17 protein-coding genes are annotated in these 18563 nt (G+C 62.0%); 15 read left to right on the plus strand and 2 right to left on the minus strand.

Translation table 11 applies throughout. The annotated features are described in order from the left end of the window. Positions 1-98: 98 nt before the first annotated feature. Complete coding sequence (locus V5E97_RS25030) at positions 99-2333, minus strand: polymorphic toxin-type HINT domain-containing protein (protein WP_406694312.1); 2235 nt, start codon at positions 2331-2333, stop codon at positions 99-101. 767 nt (positions 2334-3100) lie between these two features. Here V5E97_RS25030 and V5E97_RS25035 point away from each other — a divergent pair. The 6 genes from V5E97_RS25035 (at position 3101) to V5E97_RS25060 (ending at position 8146) form a co-directional block, all read left to right on the plus strand. Continuing rightward, positions 3101-3493: a phage holin family protein gene (locus tag V5E97_RS25035; protein WP_406694313.1), complete on the plus strand. Its 393-nt coding sequence runs from the start codon at positions 3101-3103 to the stop codon at positions 3491-3493. Next, complete coding sequence (locus V5E97_RS25040; protein WP_406694314.1) at positions 3490-4026, plus strand: hypothetical protein; 537 nt, start codon at positions 3490-3492, stop codon at positions 4024-4026. The genes V5E97_RS25035 and V5E97_RS25040 overlap by 4 nt, the downstream gene beginning before the upstream one ends. Before the next feature lie 529 nt (positions 4027-4555). Then, entirely contained in the window at positions 4556-5329 is a 774-nt protein-coding gene (locus V5E97_RS25045; protein WP_406694315.1) for a 3-keto-disaccharide hydrolase, read from the plus strand. A 79-nt stretch (positions 5330-5408) separates the two neighbouring features. Next, positions 5409-6680, plus strand: coding sequence for a lactonase family protein (locus tag V5E97_RS25050; protein ID WP_406694316.1), 1272 nt, complete (start codon positions 5409-5411; stop codon positions 6678-6680). Positions 6681-6686: 6 nt separating this feature from the next. After that, positions 6687-6992, plus strand: coding sequence for a putative quinol monooxygenase (locus V5E97_RS25055; RefSeq protein ID WP_406694317.1), 306 nt, complete (start codon positions 6687-6689; stop codon positions 6990-6992). Beyond that, positions 6989-8146, plus strand: a complete 1158-nt coding sequence (locus tag V5E97_RS25060) for an iron-containing alcohol dehydrogenase (protein WP_406694318.1) — start codon at positions 6989-6991, stop codon at positions 8144-8146. The genes V5E97_RS25055 and V5E97_RS25060 overlap by 4 nt, the downstream gene beginning before the upstream one ends. A gap of 199 nt (positions 8147-8345) precedes the next feature. Here V5E97_RS25060 and V5E97_RS25065 read toward each other — a convergent pair whose 3' ends face one another. Continuing rightward, complete coding sequence (locus V5E97_RS25065) at positions 8346-8990, minus strand: helix-turn-helix domain-containing protein (RefSeq protein ID WP_406694319.1); 645 nt, start codon at positions 8988-8990, stop codon at positions 8346-8348. Positions 8991-9280: 290 nt separating this feature from the next. Here V5E97_RS25065 and V5E97_RS25070 point away from each other — a divergent pair, with 290 nt between their 5' ends. The 9 genes from V5E97_RS25070 to lnt all read left to right on the plus strand — a co-directional run bounded on the left by V5E97_RS25070 (position 9281) and on the right by lnt (position 17778). After that, positions 9281-10429: a calcium-binding protein gene (locus V5E97_RS25070; protein WP_406694320.1), complete on the plus strand. Its 1149-nt coding sequence runs from the start codon at positions 9281-9283 to the stop codon at positions 10427-10429. A gap of 634 nt (positions 10430-11063) precedes the next feature. Then, a complete protein-coding gene (locus V5E97_RS25075; protein ID WP_406694321.1) occupies positions 11064-11438 on the plus strand; it encodes a hypothetical protein in 375 nt (124 codons plus the stop codon). A 366-nt stretch (positions 11439-11804) separates the two neighbouring features. Then, positions 11805-12215, plus strand: a complete 411-nt coding sequence (locus tag V5E97_RS25080; RefSeq protein ID WP_406694322.1) for a hypothetical protein — start codon at positions 11805-11807, stop codon at positions 12213-12215. A gap of 153 nt (positions 12216-12368) precedes the next feature. Beyond that, positions 12369-12659: a hypothetical protein gene (locus tag V5E97_RS25085; RefSeq protein WP_406694323.1), complete on the plus strand. Its 291-nt coding sequence runs from the start codon at positions 12369-12371 to the stop codon at positions 12657-12659. Positions 12660-12661: 2 nt separating this feature from the next. After that, complete coding sequence (locus tag V5E97_RS25090; protein WP_406694324.1) at positions 12662-13075, plus strand: DDE-type integrase/transposase/recombinase; 414 nt, start codon at positions 12662-12664, stop codon at positions 13073-13075. After that, positions 13069-13854, plus strand: a complete 786-nt coding sequence (locus V5E97_RS25095) for a Mu transposase domain-containing protein (protein ID WP_406694325.1) — start codon at positions 13069-13071, stop codon at positions 13852-13854. Before V5E97_RS25090 ends, V5E97_RS25095 begins: the two co-directional genes overlap by 7 nt. Then, positions 13851-14726 carry an IS21-like element helper ATPase IstB gene (gene istB / locus V5E97_RS25100; protein WP_406694326.1) on the plus strand — a complete coding sequence of 292 codons (876 nt, stop codon included), beginning with the start codon at positions 13851-13853 and terminating at the stop codon, positions 14724-14726. Before V5E97_RS25095 ends, istB begins: the two co-directional genes overlap by 4 nt. A gap of 503 nt (positions 14727-15229) precedes the next feature. Then, the gene (locus tag V5E97_RS25105) at positions 15230-15490 is read left to right on the plus strand and encodes a GNAT family N-acetyltransferase (RefSeq protein ID WP_406694327.1); all 261 of its coding nucleotides are present in this window, start codon (positions 15230-15232) and stop codon (positions 15488-15490) included. Between the two features lie 626 nt (positions 15491-16116). After that, positions 16117-17778, plus strand: a complete 1662-nt coding sequence (lnt, locus tag V5E97_RS25110) for an apolipoprotein N-acyltransferase (RefSeq protein WP_406694328.1) — start codon at positions 16117-16119, stop codon at positions 17776-17778. Positions 17779-18563: the final 785 nt, after the last annotated feature.

Here is an 18563-nt window from a genome sequence, read left to right on the forward strand (position 1 = left end):
ATCCCAGGGAGTAGTGGAACGGACCGGCCGGTCTTTCGGAAATCCTCAAGCGGATCGCGTTCCCCGAAGCTCGTGCAAGCCCCCGGGCTCATTGCCGATCAACGGGCCAGGCTCGACAGGCTCGGTTCCGCATCGAAGGGGTCGAGCCGCAGCCTGGGAATGGTGTTGTCGTGGACCAGGGTCCCACGATGGCCAACGAAGAAGTCGTGGTCCGCGGCCACCTCGAGGTTGAACACGGGCTGAACCGTTCCTGCCTCGACCGATTCGACCTGGGCGAGGCCATCGAGCATTCGAAGGGTATCGCCGGCCTTCAGGTCGCGCGCCATCACCCAACCCTGGCCCGCCTTCCAGAACCGGTGGAACGGGCTGCTAACGATCGGCTCCGCATCGCCGGTCATCCGGATCCGGAACGTCGAGCTCGGTGGATTGTGGAGGACGACCAGGATCGGCTGGTAGCTCAAGGCACCGGTCTTGAGGTCCTGGGCCAGAACCCTGTCCCCGACGTGAAGACTTTCGATCGACTGCGGGCCCTGAAAGGTCCGCACCTGCGTCCCGGCGCCGAAGCAACTGGCGATTTTTGAGATCGGCTGGATCACAATATCGGTAGACGTTGTCGTCGGTCCCGCGGGGGACACGAGCGTCGGCACCGGGACAAACTTGGGCTGGTAGGCCAGCGGGACGTTCTGAACGATCGTCGGGGCAGGCTGGTCGGGAGCCGGGAGATAGGCGTAACCCTGGAGGTCAATCCACCACGCCTTCCAGGCGTCGATGTCCGCGCCCAGGTCCAGGCCCGAGACCTCGTCGAGTACTCGCACCACCGAGTCGTTCAATTTTTTCACGTCGGCGTTGTGAGCCTCGATGGCGGCGGCATCTTCGGCGAGTTGCTGTTGGGCCGAGATCGCGGCCCTCTGGTACTCGCGCACGATTTGACCGACCGGGATCAGCGTCTCGGACGCGACAGGCGTGCTTGTCGCGGTCTCTCGACCGATGGTCATCCCCGTGACATATTGGCGAAAGTAAGCGTCGGGATTGGCGAGGAACGCCTGCCGATTATACGGATGATCCCGGAAGAATCGGTCCAACTGCCCGATGGGATTGGCACGGTAATCGGTCAGGGCCGCCGCAACCGCAGGGTCGCTCGGCCGGTAATCCGCGAACTGCCGGGAGGAGAGAGCGGGGATCAATTGCGATTTCGTGACATGCCGCAACGTGCCCAGGCCGTTCAGGCGAGAGACGACGGGCAGCCCTTCGGCGTCGTAGGCGACGGGTTCGCCGGCGAACAGCGGGATGTTCGGCATCGCGGGCGGGGCGTAGAGCCGCTGCACGTTGAGTTTCTTCCCCTTGACGAAGAGTGCGCCGGGAGAGCCCGGCCCTCCCACGGGGCGTACCTCGTAGGCGATGGTCTCCTGGAGCAATCCGGTCAGGAGGCGAGCGAACTCGCGGGGATCACGCTGTTTGAGCGTCTCGATCGCCACACGTCGGATTTCCGCCGACTCACCGAAGACCGCCAGCATCGCCAGGGCACGTGACGCGGCCCCCGAGTCGATCTGCCCCAGTACCCGGACCGCGATCACCTGGGAGGGGGCCTCGCCCGCGGCGAACACCGCGCAGACCGCGGGGACCGCGCGTGGGTCGGTCACACCAGCCAGCAAGTCCTCCGCCACTTGACGTTTCGACTTGCTGGAGAGCCAGCCCTGCCATTTCTCCAGGAGGGGCCGCCACCGCTTATCAGCCTGCTTCTGGGCCTGATTCTCCGCCTTTTCCTCGGCGATCTCGACCTCGGTCATCCATCGCCCGTTGTGCTTCTTGCACCCCAGTCGCTTCCACGCCGCCTCGCGGCTCGGATCGAGCCGGACCACCGACGACAGATGGGCGGTCGCTTCGGCCTTGAGTCCTTTCTCCTCGCACCAAAGCGCCAGCTTCCAATGCGCGTCGGCCGTGTTGGCGAGTTTGGCCCGTCTCGTGTTGTATTCAGCCAGCGTCGCGGAGAACTCCGCATCGGCCCGGACCTTGTCGGGGATACTCTCCGGGCGCTGCCAGCGGCCATGATAGTCAACCAGGCCCATGAGCCCCCGCGCCATGGAGTGCCGTGGGTTGGCGATGACGGCGATGGCCAGGTGCTTGAGCCGCTCGGCTTTAAGCCCGTGGGTCTCGCACCAGAGAGCCAGCCTGACATGAGCGTCCGGGTCGCGCCCGACCTGGGCCTTGGCCGCTTCGTAAGCGGCCATGTCGGCCGGGTTCCCGCCGACGACCGAGGCTGGAGGTGAGCCGGCGGCGACGAGCAGGGCAAGGATCGTGGTCGCGGCGTTTCGGGGCAAGGCGTGTGCGAGCATCGCTGGCTCCTGGTGGTTGTCCGATCCGTCGCGGCGTCCGGGCGGGAGACGCTCGGGCGTCCGTTGGGTCGAGAGACTCTCCCCTTGATAGTCGCCCGGATCGGAGAGAACCTAACGCGGGATCCCGAGCGGCCTTGTAATTGTTTCCGATGATCCTGCAAGAAAAGAAGGGAAGGTATAGCGATCATCGACAGTTGTCGATTACCAACAATATCCTTCTTTCTGAGTTCACGAATCCTGGCGACTTGTTCACGAGTCGAAGGCGAAAGACAGGCCGATGGATCATCGCTTTTGCCGGCGATCACGCTCGTCACACGGGTATGATTATCAAGAAAAGCGGCCCCTCACCGCCGGATCCGACATTGGTGACCGGACAGGGCGCCACGCTTTGACCATAGCTTTTGCCGCGGGGACGGCCGACGTTGTTCGGATGGCGATCGGGGGCAAGAGAAGAGGACATGCATTGCGATCTTGGATCGCAATGCATGTCCTCTTCTCTTCCAGACGCGACCGCTGATGCAGATTCCCACGCTCGGGACGGCTTTGGCGTGAGGCAGGAAAGGATGGTGGGAGCGGATCGTACTACGGGATGGCGGAGAGTCGGCAAACCCGGAGTTCGCGGCCGGCACTTGCCGGATCGCCCGAGTGGGCATTCTCCGCCCACCCAGGAGAAGGCAGGCCCAGACACCTAACTTGCCGTCCATGAGGATTTGGCACACCAGTTGCACAAAACAAATAGAACCCTAAGTCATTTAGAGGGCAAGACCTTGGCACAGCAAGAACCGTTTCTAGAACGATTTGAGCCGGTCGCCCATGACGCGGAACGCCTCGTCAGCCTCCATGGCGACTTACTCCGGAGCGAACTCCGGCAATCTACCGCTCAGGCGGTGCCCGCCTTGGCCAGCATTGGAACAGGGGCGGGGCTTGCCCTTGCCAGCGGACTGCTCGGCTCGCTGGCCATTGTCCATGGCTTACATCGTACGACCCGACTCCCGCTTTGGGGATGCTACGGCCTTATAGGCGGCATCCTGGGTGCCGCAGGAGCCGGACTCATGGCGTCGGGTGCCCGTCAGATTTCCGGGGTCAGTTTCATCCCGTATGAAACGCTCGCAACGCTTAAGGAAGATCTCCAGTGGATCAGGGGAACGACGAAGAAGTGAAATCGCCCTCCCAACTCCGGGAGGCAATTGCTGAAGCCCGAGCCGAGTTCGGGGCGCATCTGAACGCCCTGGCGGAACCCAAACTTCCTAGCGGGGGCGATGGCCCCGGAGACGAACCGATGCAAGCGAAGCAAACTGCGGCGAAGACGACCAAACGTTCGAAGACAATCGCCAAGAGCGACACGAAGACCGAACTGGCCACGAAGCCCCCAAAGAAAACCCCTTCAAAGCCCAAGAAGAGCACGCCAGCCCGTATCGCCAAGGGGGCGGCCGTCCAGGCGGCTCGTGCCCTTGACACGATGGCCGCCGGTGCCGTGGTGGGAGCCGTGAAGGCCGCCGCGCAGGCGATTAACGAAAAGGAAGCGAAGGGGCGCCGGAGTCCTACCTCGACCGGCAAAGTGTTGGGGGAGATCGCACCCGATGCGGCCATGGGGGCCCTTGCCGGCGCCGCTCAAGCGATGATGCCCGAAGGGATCGAGACCAAGCCGACCAAAAAGGCCGCAAAGCCCAAAGCTGCGAGGAAGTCACATTGATCAGTCGGTCGCAATGCTCCTGGGCCCACGGAGGGGTTCAGGGGGACAATTGCGGTGGGGAGGCCGGAGGAATAAAGCCTCACGCATCCGGCAGCAACTCATCCAGCCCAAAGAAAGGAAAGGGGGCATAGCGGAACGCCACAAAGATAAGACGCAAACTTTTGGCAAAAAAACGACTTGCAAGCAATACCAGGCGAAGGCCATTCGAGTGTTGCTGACATTTGGATTGAACGATTCGGCATAGAATCAAGCGGCTTCCAGGCCAATGCACGAATAACAAAAGCTTCATTCATTGATCCAAATTAACCGAAATCAATCCTAAAACGCAATCCGCCATAGAGTTACGCTTGCCTACATGGCATTTCGCCATGTCCCCCTTTCTTTTCCCGCCTGCGGTGTGAAGGATCTCGCAAATTCGTTCTTCGTGGGTGGCATCGGTTCAGGTCATCCCGGCCCTGGATTGCGTGCCCGGTGCAACTCGCCTATAAACGATGGAGTTGGCGGTGTGATCAGTTCCGGGAGCATCCTGATGAGTTGGCTCAATCGACAATGCCCGGCTTGGTCGAGCACGTTCGCGTTGCTCGTTTCGGCGGTCCTCCTCTCCGCCGCTCACGCCGAGGAGCCGGGTTTCAAGCCGATCTTCAACGGCAAGGATCTGACGGGCTGGCGGCTAGGCGAGACGAACCTGGCCGGAAAGACCGCCTCCGACGACGGCCGGTTCACGGTCAAGGACGGCGTCCTCGTGATTGCCGGCTCGAGGGACAAGCCTCCCAAGATGACCGAGATCGACACGGTGGAGTCGTTTGATGGCGACTTCACCCTCCGCCTGGATTTCCGCGCCTCGAAGGAGGCGAACAGCGGCGTCCACCTGCGGGACAAGGTCTTCGCACATCAACTCCAGATCCGCGACTACCCCCGCGTTGGTCCCTACAAGACACTCAAGAATTACAAGCCCGGCGACTGGAACGCGATCGAGGTGGTCGTCACCAGCACCAAGGCCCGCTGCACCTGCAACGGCGAGCTGCTCGAAGCCGCGCTTGCAATCCCCGACAAGGGCCCCCTTGCCCTGCAATCCGAGACCAACGTGGTCGAATACCGGAATATTCGAATCAAGGCCGAGGGGCGGGTCCAGGAGGTCAAGCGCGAGATCCCTTACGCAACGCCTGCGCACGAGCGGCAGGTGCTCGATGTCGATTCGCCGCCTCACGCGAAGAAGTTCGTCTTCGTCTCCACCAACGACCGGCGCCTGCCGAAGGTGGACGTGGAGACCATCGTGCGCGAAATCGCCAGATCGATCCATTGAGTGTGCGACGACCCATAATCCACCCGGACATCCCGCTCGCTCCCCGCAACCCATCGACCATACCGGATCTCTCATCCTCATGACTCCATCCGACCATTCAAGACGTTCGTTCCTGAGGACCTCCGTCGCACTGGCGGGTACGATTCCGCTCACCGCCAATCTCTCAGCGGCGGAGGCACGCGAGGGCGAAGGGCCGCTCATGGCCTATGTCGGCACCTTCAGCTCACCGCTCCGCGACGTACTGCCGACCCAGGTGGACCTGCCGCCGGGGAACGGCCGCGGCATCCACCTCTTCCAGATGGATCGCACCACCGGGGCGTTGAAGCCCGCTGGCCTCCACGAGATGGGAACCAGCCCGAGTTGCCTCGCCCTGAGCGCCAACGGGACCCGATTGTATTCCGCCAACGAGACCGATCGCGTGGGCGACGAGAAGCAGGGGACGGTCACTGCCTTCGCCGTCGATCGGGCGGACGGGCATCTGACGCCCCTGAACACCGTCCAGTCCGGCGGCGCCGGGCCGACCTACGTGAGCGTCCACCCTTCGGGACGGTTCGTGCTGGTGGCCAACTACTTCGGCGGCTCCGTGGCGGTGCTGCCGATCCTCCCCGACGGGCGTCTGGGGGAGGCCTCGGATCTCAAGACGGATGCCGGCACGATCGGACCCGCCCGGGCGAAGAACGCCCCGACGGGCAGCTTCGCGTTCAGCGGGCACGATCGGACCCACGCGCACATGATCCAGGCCGACGCCGCGGGGCGATTCGTCCTGCATGTCGACCTGGGCCTGGACCGGATCTTCGTCTGGAAGTTCGACGACCAAAAAGGCGTCCTGACCCCGAACGAGCCGCACGCGATCGCGCTGCCGCCCGGGGACGGGCCGCGGCATTTCCACTTCCATCCCAACGGCCGTTGGCTCTACTCCATCCAGGAGGAGGCCTCGACGATCGTCCTGTTCGACTACGACGCGAACCTCGGGACTCTGGCCCCGCGGCAGACGATCTCGACCCTGCCCCCTGGGTTTGCGGGCAGCAACTTCTGCTCCGAGATCCTGGTCTCGGCGGACGGGCGTTTCGTCTACGCCGGCAACCGGCTCCACGACAGCATCGGGATCTTCGCCGTGGGCCCGCGCGGCGACCTGACGTACATTGGGGAGGAATGGACGCGGGGGAATTATCCCCGCAGCTTCAGCTTCGACCCCACCGGCCAGTTCCTCCATTGCTGCAACCAGCGCGGTGATAACATCGCCGCATTCCGGGTGGATCGCAAGGCCGGCGGCTTGCAGTTCACCGGCCATTACACGGCCGTCGGCAATCCTTCGTGCATCGTCTTCCTCGATCTCGGCAAGGTGAGATAGCGTCTCATGCTGATCGTTCACGTCCACATCCAGGTGAAGCCCGATCGGGTCGAGGCCTTCAAGGCCGCCTGCATGGAAAACTCGCGGAACAGCCTGAACGAGCCGGGCATCGCGCGGTTCGATGTGCTGCAACAGCAAGACGATCCCACCCAGTTCCTGCTGGTCGAGATCTACCGTACGGCCGACGCGCCCGCCGCCCACAAGCAGACTGCGCACTACCGGCAGTGGGCCGAGGCGGTGGCCGACATGATGGCGGTTCCCCGGTCCAGCGTGAAGTTCAACAAGGTCTATCCTGAAGACGGCCTCCCATGATCTTTGAATTCGCAACGGCCGGGCGGATCCTCTTCGGACGCGGCAGCGCGCGGCAAATCCCCTCTCTGGCCAGGGACCTCGGCCGGTATGCCCTGGTGGTCCTAGGGGGCTCCGACCGCGGCCGCGAGGCGTTGACGCAAGGCCTCGGCGAGGTCGGCGTCCGCTCGATAGTCGTCAACGTGAGCGGGGAACCCAACGTCACCGTGGTGGACGACGCGGCTCGAATCGCACGATCGGAACGCTGCGACCTGGTGATCGCCGTGGGCGGGGGCAGCGTGATCGACGCCGGCAAGGCGATCGCTGGTTTGCTCACCAATCCAGGGGGCGTCCTGGACTACCTGGAGGTGGTGGGAGGAGGAAAGGCGCTGCGCGAGCCCGCCGTGCCGTTCCTCGCCGTTCCCACCACCGCGGGCACGGGAACCGAGGCGACCCGCAACGCCGTGCTGGACGTCCCCGAGCATGGGGTGAAGGTGAGCCTGCGGAGCCCCCACCTGCTCCCCCGCGTGGCCATCGTCGACCCCGAGCTGACCCTGACGCTCCCGCCCGAGGTGACGGCCTTCACCGGCATGGACGCGCTGACGCAACTGATCGAGTCGTTCGTCAGCAACGCGGCCAACCCGTTCACCGACGGCGTCTGCCGCGAGGGACTCGCGCGTGCGGCGAGATCCCTGCCCCTCGCCTATCACGACGGCTCAGACCTCGCGGCCCGCGAGGACATGGCGCTCGCCGCCCTGTTCAGCGGGATTGCCCTGGCCAATGCTCGGCTCGGCGCGGTGCACGGGTTCGCGGGCGTCCTCGGAGGGGCCACAGGTCATCCGCACGGCGCCCTCTGCGCCCGGCTCCTGCCCTTCGTCATGGAGGCGAACATCCGCGCGGTCAGCGAACGGGGTGATCCGGCCACCCTCCAGCGGTACATCGAGATCGCCCGGACTCTGACCGGCGACGCATCGGCCACCCTCCGTGACGGCGTGACCCGCGTGCACGAACTCTGCGCGGAGCTGAAGATCCCGCCCCTGCGGGAGGCCGGCCTGTCCGTCGCCGATTGCAGCCGGCTGATCCCGCTCGCCCAGCGGGCCAGTAGCATGAAGGGTAACCCCGTGACACTCCTCGACTCCGAACTGCGTCAGATCCTTGAGGCGGCGATCGATCAGTAGCCTCGTCTGGTCGCAGGCTTATGCGCGCGTTCTCGGGGAGCGAGAGAATGCGGATCGGCCTAATATTGAGGTGTTCGTGCGTTGTCGTGGGGGCAGTCATGGCCGGGCACTTCAAAGGGGAGACTTGGGAGAGTCGAGGAGAAACGGCTGCAACGCTGCCCTCCCCAATAGACTCCCAAGAACCCCGGCTATACCCAGCCTAGGTGTCTGGCCGCCGTTCGCTCCCCTTCAACAACGAAATGACAATATGCGCCGCCTTTGAATCCCTGCCAAATGCACGCGTGAATGCCCAGAAGTCGTCTTTCCTGCTCTCATGCAAGTCTTTATATAACCAGCGGGGCCATTCCATAAAAACATAAAGGCTTGATGCGCCAACTTTAAATTGGCAGCTCAATATCATGTTTCGATTATTCGTCTGGACGGAGAAAGACTTTTCCTCTCTCAGCCTCGGCAGACGAAGCAAAGACGCCGTCGAACCCGTCGGATCGACCGCCCGTCGGGGCCGACTAGACTTCACCGGATGCGCCCTGAGGAATTCATCGAGAGTGCGGGAGCAGTTCAAGGCGACGGGATTTGCACGACGGGCTTCCCTGCCTGGTTGTAGATTCGGAGGACCGGCGTGCCATCGGCTTGGCGCCGTGCCACAGGAAGCCCGGGACCAGTCGCACCTGCTCGAGGGTCGGCTTGGGAGCACACCACGCCGGTCGGCGTGGGAGGCGAGGGCCTCATGACCGCCGCGTCGAGCGGCGGCCAACCATCGGCTGACGGCGATCTCGATCGCTCCGAGGGCCGTAGCGATGTCGCGCAGCATCCAACCCTGTCGATGCAGATCCAGTGCGCGCATTCGCCGCCACTCTCTCCAGTGGTGAGGATGAGATGAGCCGGCCGTGCCCTGATTGTACGGGTTCGGGAACTCGAGGCATTTCTGCACCGCTCAGTAGACTTTGGGGTCCACTTCGCTATATCGTAATGCTCCAAAAAGCTTCATGCCCGAGTGAGCCTTGATGTCAGGCGTCTACCTCACACCCATTTCTCAGCAGACGACTCGCAAGGAGTTGTGGTGTTTCCTGCTTCCAGATTCACAACGTTTGTGAATTCTGACTCGATTCAACGACACATCCGAGTTCATAAACCATGCCACGTCGTAAGATCGGCCGCAAGATTGGCCCAACCCTCGAAGCCTTGGAAAATCGAACCGTACAGACGGTCGGAATATCCCTATCGGGCACGGTTCTCACGATAACCGGCGACAGCTGGCATAATGACGCCCTTGTTTCGAAGGTAAAGAATCGATTGACGGTCCGGGTCGAATCGGTCCCCACCAGCGGGTTCGTCCTCACACCCGAAGTCGTGACGAAGTCGTTCAGTAATGTGAAAACCATACGCTTTCTGGGCAATGCAGGAGATGACTCGTTCGATAGCACCTACATCTATCCATGCTACATCGACGGGGGCTCGGGAGACGATGATCTGGAAGGCGGTGGCGGCAACGACACCATCATCGGCGGGGCCGGCAACGACACCCTCCGGGGCGTGGGTGGCGATGATACGCTCTATGGAAGGGCCGACTCCGATAAGCTCTATGGTGGCTCGGGCCTCGATGGTTTGTACGGGGGTGGGGGAACGGACGAGCTCTACGGTAACGAGGACGCCGATCGGTTCCTCATATTGGATGGGCAGTCCGAGCACAAGGACGCCAGCTCGACTGACGCTGTAATCCGCTTCAAGAGCGACGAGAAGGGCTGGCCGGAAGGAGATGTTGAGGCGGTTGACCTGGGATTGCAGCAACTCCACCTCAGAACCAGGAATGACAATCTCCTTGAGACGAGCTCGGGAGGTTCGTTAACCTTCAGCCGAGGTGCCGACAATGGGACAATCCGAGGGAGGAACCGGGGGTCAGGGAGAATCACGCTTTACGACGGGGCCTTCAGTTCCTCCGGCCAGACGGCCCTCACGACGATCCACGAGGTTGGGCACAACTTTGATACGGAGCATCAGAACTGGAGCAAATGGATGTCCCAGTCGGGTTGGCGGAGCAGCGAACCGTCGTCCTCCGATGCGTCCAAGTACTCGAAAGGTACGGATGACGAGGAAGATTGGTGGTACCTGAAATCGGCGAAGTTCGCTCGCTCCTACGGCAAGACCAATCCTCGCGAGGACTTCGCGAGCGCCTGGGAGAGCTATTTCGTCTTCAAGTACAAACTTAAGAACGAAACCGGCGTAGTGAAACTTACTTCGGCCAAGTCCAAACATCTTGAAGATTTCTACAAATCCCTAAGTTGATATGCAACGCCGAAGGATCGGCCTCGGGTCGGGGCGTCGCACGCCAACGTGCTGCTCCGGCCCGGACGATCAGCACTTTACGGTTTCTGAGACCTGCCGGAATGATGTCAAGCTTGAGCTCACCCTTCTGCGGGGCTAGACCACGAGCCGGCTTGATTGTCGCGCCCATTCGGGCTAACCTTCGCGTATGAAACATCTCACCCCGACGCTCCTCTTCTTTGTCGCATCGGCCGTACGACCCGCCGAATTCACTGCACGTACCGCTGTCGGGAAAAGAAAGGGGGATACAGCAATCTTCAACAGTTGCCTACATCTACTATGTCCCCCCCCTTTCAGCGTCCGATGGTGAGTCAGATTGACCCACGGTATGTCGGACCGGAGCGTCCCTGGAGTTGGCCCGCCATGGTTTTCTCAGGTCGGACGACAGAGAATCAGACAACAGCCGTACTTCCCCGGTGTTTTGTTAACGACCTCCAAACCGGTTGGACACCCTAAATAAGCGACGTGTTGGATTTTGCGATTTACGATAACACGGTGCCCTGCACCTTGTGCCTGGCAATAGGCAGAAAGCCGAGGCGATTTAGACAGACGAGAATTCTGTCGAACCATCGTTAGCCGGAGCAGGAGAACACCGATGGATTCTCAGGACCAGACGCTGAAGAGCCTGCGGGTCGTCGGAAAGATTGTCGGCTATACTCACCGCGGCATCTTCAGCCCGCGAGAGGCGGTCGACAAGATCGCCGATGAACTCGCATACTACCGACTGGGCGACCTCGCAGAGGCAGTGCTCCCGCTGCTCACGCCTGAACTGGTTGCGGAACTCCGAGCCTGGGTAGGCGAGGTGATGCATCCGGGGTACCGATATGAATCCGTGGGTCTAGGCGTGGCGCCTCCCGAGGATGATCGGCTCCAGATGCAGGTAGAACTGGTGTCGCTCGCTTCGCGCTTCGCTCGCTTGGGTATGACGCCAGCCGAAGATGGTCCCAGCACCTTGGCGGTCGACGCCTAATCTGGCGACACAAGGGACTTGGTCTGCCACGGCGGCTTCTGGGGGGGGGGCGGAGAAAGACTTCGGCGGACCGGTCCACGGAGTTTGCTCGTTCGGTAGCGTGCTTCGGTTACATTGCCCTCGGCGTGCCGGGCCGAACCACATAAACACATCTTGCAATTAAAAAAATTACACATATCGATTTTACACGGTTGCCTGCAACCGACAAATCTCACTTTCATCGTTCTGTCTCAACCTCGCCGACACCGCAGGAATCAGCCCGCTCCTCGAGCGACACAACCGCAGGCGGATTCCGTACACAGAATAGGCATGTCGCCTGCGCGATCCCTGGTTCAGTTCAAGGCCTCCGCATCGAAGGAGTCGCCGATGGCCGGTCTATCCAAGGCTTACGATAGCGTCGTGGACGCGGTGATGGGCGGATTCAAGAAGATCATGGGCAACGGCGTCCAGTGGCACACCAACGAGTACGGCTTCTGGGTCATCAGCCAGCCCAGCCCGGACAAGAAGAAGCCGGTCTTCCACTACACGAAGCCTGAGACCAACAATGCCGGCCACGTGGAGATGACCCTGCCGTCAGGCGTCCCGGTATTCGCCAACTGCCACACGCACCCAAAGTCCACCAAGACTGGGGACTTCAGCACGGGCGACAAACGCCAGTTCGAGATGGTAAGGAAGAATCGGCCCGGCATCGACTGGTATCTCTTGAATCCCTCCGGGCAGATCCGTCGAGCCACGACGGCGGGGGATTTTCCGGGGGGCGTGCCTGTCGCATTGTGAACGTCGGTCGAAAAACGTAGCGCTCGCCGGTCTCCGATGTTCGGTCGAAAAACGTAGCGCTCATAGATCCACTCGTGGCGTCTGGTACACCAAGGTGAACACTGTTTCGCCTCGATACCCCACGCGTCGCGAGGTCTATGGGTGTTCACACACATGCAAAACTGGGCCGAGATCCGCCGTCGCGTCCTCGTGGACGGGCAGAGCAAACGTTCCATCTGCCGCGAGTTCGACATCCACTGGGACACCCTCCAAAAGATCCTCCTCCATAATGAGCCTCCAGGCTATCGCCAGAACCTGCCGCGTTCACGCCCCAAACTTGAGCCGTTCTTACCGATCATCCATCAAATCCTCCAGGATGACCGCAAGCGCCGAGGAAGCAGCGGCATACCGTTCGTCGCATCTTTCAACGCCTTAGAAATGAACATGGCTATCTTGGTGGATTGACAATGGTTCAAGGCGTCGTCCAAGCCTGGCGGGAGGGGCAAGCCGAAGCGTTCCTCCCCCTGGTCCACCGGCCCGGCGACGCTCAAGCGGACTTCGGACGCGCCGTCATCAACATCGCTGGACAATCCTCCACGGCCGCGATGTTCGTCATGACGCTCACCCATTCCGATGCGATCTTCTGCGCCGTCTTCCCGCGGGAATGCACGCTCACCTTTCAGGAGGGACATCGCCTCGCCTTCGAGTGCTTCGGCGGCATACCCCGTCGGATCACCTACGACAATACCCGGATCGCCGTGGCTCGGATTCTCGGCCACCGGGGGGAAGGCGTGACCACCGAGTTCCTCAAAATGAAAAGTCACTACTTGTTTGAATCTCATTTCTGTCGTGTTCGTTCCCCAACGAAAAGGACATGTTGAGTCGCTTTAGGCTACGCGCGCGTAACTTCCTCGTGCCGGTCCCCGAGGCCGATTCCTTCGCCGCGCTCAATGCACGCTTGGAAGAGAGCTGCCGGAGTGACCTGGAACGCACGACGCGAGGCCAGACGCTGACCAATGCCCAACTCCTGGAGCGGGAGCGAGCCGAACTGTTGGCCATTCCCAAGGAGCCGTTGAGCATCCGCCAGGTGGAGTCAGTCCGGGCCAATTCGTTGTCGCTGGTACGATTCGATCGCAACGATTACTCGGTCCCGACTCGATACGCGCATCGGCGTCTGACCGTCGTGGCGGATGTAGAGCGGGTGCGGGTGGAGACGACCGGAACAATCGTTGCCAACCATCCTCGATCCTGGGATCGCTGTCGGACAATCTTCGATCCAATCCATTATCTGGGCTTGCTGGAGCGAAAGCCCGGGGCACTGGACTTCGCCCTGCCCCTGGAGGGCTGGGAGTTGCCGGAGTGCTTTGCGGCACTCCGGCTCCGCCTGGCCGAGGACGAGGGGCCGCGTGGCCAGGTCGAGTACATCCGAGTCCTGCGACTCCTGGAACAAGCCACGCTTGGGGAGTTGACCGCGGCGGTCGAGCAGGCCTTGAGTCTGGAGGTGTCGGCAGCCGACGGAGTGCGGTTAATCTTGGAGCACCGCCGGGATCGGCCGACGGCGACATTGGATCTGGAAGGCCTTCCCCACTTGCCACGCGTGAGCGTCCCGGAGCCAGACCTGAGCGGCTACCGCTCGTTGTGCGGGGAGGTGCCGCGATGAGCAAGTCAAGTTCGACGCCAGGAGACTTGGTCCGTTTGAAGCCGATGCTGAGGTCTTTGAAGCTACCGACGATCTGGGCGGAGTGCGAGAAGGTCGCCCGGCAGTGCGCGAGTGAACGGGTGGACCATCTGGGTTATCTGTCGCGGGTGTGCGAACTGGAACTGATCGAGCGGGAGCGAAAGGCGGCGGCGCGCCGACTGAAGGGGGCGCGGTTTCCCGCGGTAAAGACTCTGGGAGAATTCGAGTTCGCGGCCCAGTCGGTGATCCCCGAGATTTTGTTGCACGATCTTTCAAGATGCGAATACATTGACAAGCGTGAGAATGTGCTGTTGGTCGGCGCATCGGGTACGGGGAAGACGCACCTGGCGACATCGCTGGCCGTGGAGGCATGCCAGCGAGGCAAGCGTGTGCGATTCGTGAGGGTGACCGAACTGATCACGAGCCTGCTGGAGGCACGGGATCAACACCAACTGGCGAGGCTGAAGGGGCAGTTGAACAAGCTGGACCTGCTGGTGCTCGACGAACTGGGTTACGTACCGGCGAGCAAGGTAGGAGCGGAGTTGCTCTTTGATGTGATCAGCACAGCATATGAAAGATTCAGTTTGATCGTAACGACGAACCTTCCGTTCGAGCGTTGGACGGAAGTCCTGTTGGACGCGAGCTTGACGGCCGCTGCGTTGGATCGCCTGACGCACCGCTGCCACATCGTGGAGACGGGCAGTGAGAGTTATCGCCTCAAGGAGGCAAAGCGTCGCCGCGTCACTCCGGATGGCTTGAATCGTGAAAGGAAGGTGTCGAGCACGAGTCCTGTGAACGAAAGTCGAGTCGCTGAGCGATCGTCCCCTGTGGACGACCTGAGCTCAGACAGGTAACATCTGTTTACCGGGCGCTACGCTTTTCAACCGGCGCGCGCTACGTTTTTCGACCGACGTTCACACTGTCGCATGGAATAATAAGATCACACCGTAAGGTGGTGGCGATACAACCGGATGAAAATCTATCACCACGGCTGACCGAGCCGTTCATCCTGCGGGCCCCGGTTGGGCAGCGGACGAATAAGGTGAAGGCGTAACCCTAATCAGCCTGAACGGCTACAGGGGTCCGGGAGCCGGATGCACCCGCCACAACTCGGTCGCTGCGTCCTCGGTTCTAAGCTCTTCCTGCCACCCGTGAGCCCTTTCCGGCTCGACCCGCCAGTCCTTCGGCAACGGGCCGGCGAGCTCGCCAAGTACGTCGCCTCCGACCGGCGTCGGCATGGGAAAACAAGGGTAGCTAGGCACTTCAGCGACGAGAGTTGGGCAACTTAGTGAAGATTGCATCAAAACGTTGAACTCGCCGATTTCTCCAGATCTCCTACCCTACCCTATTTAGGTGCGTGGCCGGCGACCACCCCCTCGCCCGCCTGGCGGTGAGTTCGACCTGGCAGGGACATGGCCTCGGGGCGGGGCTGCTGAAAGCCGCCATGCGTCGCACCCTCCAGGCCGCCGACATCGCCGGGATACGGGTCTTCGCGGTCCACGCCAAGGATGAGAGTGCCCGCGATTTTTACGCTCATTTCGGGTTCATCCCCTCCCCGACCGACCCGCTTCATCGCTACCTGCTGATCAAGGATATCCGGCATATCGCCGGTCTTTGAACCAGATGGCGTCTTCGTAATCGTTCACGCCCCGGCGGAGCCCTGGCGTAGAAATTGGCCAGCCCTCGTTCCCCGCGTGGGAATGCCGGCTTCGACGCTCCGCGTCTTCTGCTCATTCCGAGGCACACGTGATGGGTCGAAGTCGCTACAAGTTCGATGAAACGTCCTTCCCGCAGGCGAAATCAAAGGGGTCAGGAGCCGATACGGCGATATCGGCTCCTGACCCCTTTGATTTCGCCCCGGCCTTCTAATCGGCCGCTGTCACGGCGATCTGGCAGCCATCGCAATTCGCGAAGCTCGAGGTCGATCCCTCCCTCGGATCGCGACCTGAGCCATGGTCATGGGCGGGAAACGGTGCCGGCCTACTTCGCCCTCGGGGCTGAACCGCTCCGCCTTGATGGTGAAGGTGCTCCGGACCGGCACGATTGATCGTGTGGCCAGCCTGGTAGCAGTGACCTCCCCCGACGGGACCGTCGTGAGAGCTGATGCTCGACTGGTTGGAGCGCGACCGAGATTGACTCCCGGCCGAGCAAATCCTATGATCCCCGCCACCCGCCCTGGATGTTCTCACCTCGCGTCGCGTCGCATCCCGTCGCCATGTCCCCGACCCTCGATGGAGATGGTCCATGCCTCTCGCAACGGGCCTCTTAGCGCTGGTTCTGCCCGAGAGGACGGATTCACCGGCACGGTCGAGAGACCGCCGCGCCAGTCGACCGAGCCGCTTGGCCTCGGTCGGCCCGCGATCCCAAGGCGCGGGCGAGGCCTCCACGTTGCGGGTCTATCTCGCCGCGGTCCTGGGGGGGGCGGTCAGCGCCTCCGCATGGTTGGTGCCAGGTACCGGGTTCAGTGCGGTACTCGGGTGGATCACCGCGCTGCTCCTGGTCTACACGGTTCGTGCGCGGCGCGCCTACATGCCGGCGTTTGCCGCCGGACTCGTCGGCCACGTCATCGGCTTCTACTGGGTCGCCGGCACGGTCTCCGCCTTCGGAGGTTTCGGTCCGCTGACCTCGGCGCTGATCTTCGCCCTTTTCGTGGCCCTCGGCGCGATCCTCTTCCTGGTCTTCGCGCTGGTTCATCACCAGCTCCCCGCCGCTTTCGACGCCCTGGCCTTGCGCTCGGCGACCGCGGTCGTGATGGCCGAGCTCCTGACGATTCGCATCTTCCCTTGGCACTTCGGGCATACTCAGATCGCCTTCACTCCGTTCGTGCAGATTGCCGGCATCGGCGGCGCGATGGCCGTTTCGTTCCTGATGTTCTGGCTGGCGGAGGTCAGCGTCCGCATCGTCGTCTTCCGCGAGCGGCGAAGGACATTTCTCGTGCCCGTGCTCCTGTTCGCATTGGCGATCGGCTACGGGGTCGCGATGATGCGTACTTTCACCGCGCCGCAGGGCCTCCCGCAGGAAGTCATCGTGGTGCAGGGCAACGCCTCCCTTGCCGAGAAACGCGACATCGACTCGGCCCGGAAGAATCTTGCCCGAATCTACGAGCTGAGCTGCCAGGCCGCGCATCCCGGCTCCCTGATTGTCTGGCCCGAGGGCTCGGTACCGGCCTACATCCCCGCCGCCATCGGACAGGTGGGCAACCCACCGGTCCTGCCCTGGATCGGAGACGGTTCCGCCCTCCTCGTCGGCGCCTATTCCTTCCTGCCGGATCACCGACGGTACAATGCCGCCTTCGCGGTCTACCCGGACGGCACGATACCGCAACCTTATTTCAAGCAAATCTTGATCCCATTCGGCGAATCCATGCCCTTGTCTTCGTACTTCCCCTGGCTCAAGGGGTTGAACGCCAAGGCCGGGGTCTTCAGCGCCGGAACGGAAACCCGGGTCTTCTCCTACCCGATGCGACGGCCAGACGGGACGACATCAACCCTGAAGGTCGCGCCTATGATCTGCTATGAGGACACAGTCCCTGCCCTGGCCCGCGAGGCGTCTCGGAAGGGGGCGGAGCTCCTGATCAACATCACGTCCGACTCCTGGTTCGGCCGCACGCTGGCTCCCCACCAGCACCACCTGATCGCCGCCTTCCGGGCGATCGAGAATCGGCGGTTCCTGATCCGAGCCACGAACACCGGCCTGAGCGGCGTTGTCGACCCGCTCGGCCGGACCATCGCCTCCATCCCTCCCTTCGCCGAGGGGACCGCGACGGCGCAAGTGACCCCACTCACCTATCGCAGTGCTTATACCAACTGGATCGGCGACCGGCCCTGGTGGACCCTGCTGGTGGTCGGTCTCGTCGCGACCATCCATGCGAAAGGGATGCGGCGAGTTCGACTCTCTTGTGCCTGAGAGCTCGCAGTCGGTCGCAGAATCCTCAAGGCCGCGGGCGCGGGCGATCGTCCACGAACCCGAGGATCGGGTGCGCTTGGCCGTGATCCCTCTTGATGACGACGCGTTCAATCTCCGCGGGATGGGGGCGACCACGGCTCCGGGCTGGAGTTGAGCGGTTCATCCGTCTCCGTTGCTCGGGGAAGGCTTCTTAAGAGAGCAACGAATCGCCGCAGCCATTTCAGTCACATCCACACCGCCAAGCTGCTGGCAGGAGGTACATGAGCTGCCAATTGATGGCTCGTCCGATGCTTCGCTCCAGGTTTCTTCGGTGTGTCGGACCGAAGCAGGAAGACAAGCAAAACAGAAACATACAAATTCTCCAGAGGACGTGAAAGGGGGGCATGGCGACTATCGACATTTGTCGATAATCGCCATGTCCCCCTTTATTTTTCGGCCTCAATGTCCGCATACCGCCTGCGGTCCTTCTCCGAGAGCGAGTCGTGAAAGAGCCGCATCGAGTGTTCAATCTCGGGGCTGTACGTCATGCGAGGGCATCCATTGCGAGGTCGTGATGGTCCTGGCTACGGTTATACGGTCTGGGCCGAGAATCAGGAAGTTATTGAATCGGCGATCCTTACCCTTCTGAGGTGCCTGGCCACATTTGCAAGGTCGCCGCTCGCCGCGGTGGAACAACCGGGGCGGCGGCTCGAGAATGGATAAGCTTGCTTCAGTTCAAGAGCCTTATTGAAAGTGACTGAGGAGTACGGATAAGATTTAAAAAATACATAGGCTTGTAGCGGTTT

Source organism: Singulisphaera photorubra, assembly GCF_045290345.1.
In the GTDB taxonomy this organism is placed as follows: Bacteria; Planctomycetota; Planctomycetia; order Isosphaerales; family Isosphaeraceae; genus Singulisphaera.

Coding starts and splice junctions, on each gene's coding strand:
- V5E97_RS25050 (WP_406694316.1), top strand. CDS start 5,409: ATGACTCCATCCGACCATTCAAGACGTTCGTTCCTGAGGACCTCCGTC.
- V5E97_RS25070 (WP_406694320.1), top strand. CDS start 9,281: ATGCCACGTCGTAAGATCGGCCGCAAGATTGGCCCAACCCTCGAAGCC.
- lnt (WP_406694328.1), top strand. CDS start 16,117: ATGCCTCTCGCAACGGGCCTCTTAGCGCTGGTTCTGCCCGAGAGGACG.
- V5E97_RS25090 (WP_406694324.1), top strand. CDS start 12,662: ATGGTTCAAGGCGTCGTCCAAGCCTGGCGGGAGGGGCAAGCCGAAGCG.
- V5E97_RS25045 (WP_406694315.1), top strand. CDS start 4,556: ATGAGTTGGCTCAATCGACAATGCCCGGCTTGGTCGAGCACGTTCGCG.
- V5E97_RS25030 (WP_406694312.1), bottom strand. CDS start 2,333: ATGCTCGCACACGCCTTGCCCCGAAACGCCGCGACCACGATCCTTGCC.
- V5E97_RS25060 (WP_406694318.1), top strand. CDS start 6,989: ATGATCTTTGAATTCGCAACGGCCGGGCGGATCCTCTTCGGACGCGGC.
- V5E97_RS25055 (WP_406694317.1), top strand. CDS start 6,687: ATGCTGATCGTTCACGTCCACATCCAGGTGAAGCCCGATCGGGTCGAG.
- V5E97_RS25065 (WP_406694319.1), bottom strand. CDS start 8,990: ATGCGCGCACTGGATCTGCATCGACAGGGTTGGATGCTGCGCGACATC.
- V5E97_RS25080 (WP_406694322.1), top strand. CDS start 11,805: ATGGCCGGTCTATCCAAGGCTTACGATAGCGTCGTGGACGCGGTGATG.
- V5E97_RS25075 (WP_406694321.1), top strand. CDS start 11,064: ATGGATTCTCAGGACCAGACGCTGAAGAGCCTGCGGGTCGTCGGAAAG.
- istB (WP_406694326.1), top strand. CDS start 13,851: ATGAGCAAGTCAAGTTCGACGCCAGGAGACTTGGTCCGTTTGAAGCCG.
- V5E97_RS25085 (WP_406694323.1), top strand. CDS start 12,369: ATGCAAAACTGGGCCGAGATCCGCCGTCGCGTCCTCGTGGACGGGCAG.
- V5E97_RS25095 (WP_406694325.1), top strand. CDS start 13,069: ATGTTGAGTCGCTTTAGGCTACGCGCGCGTAACTTCCTCGTGCCGGTC.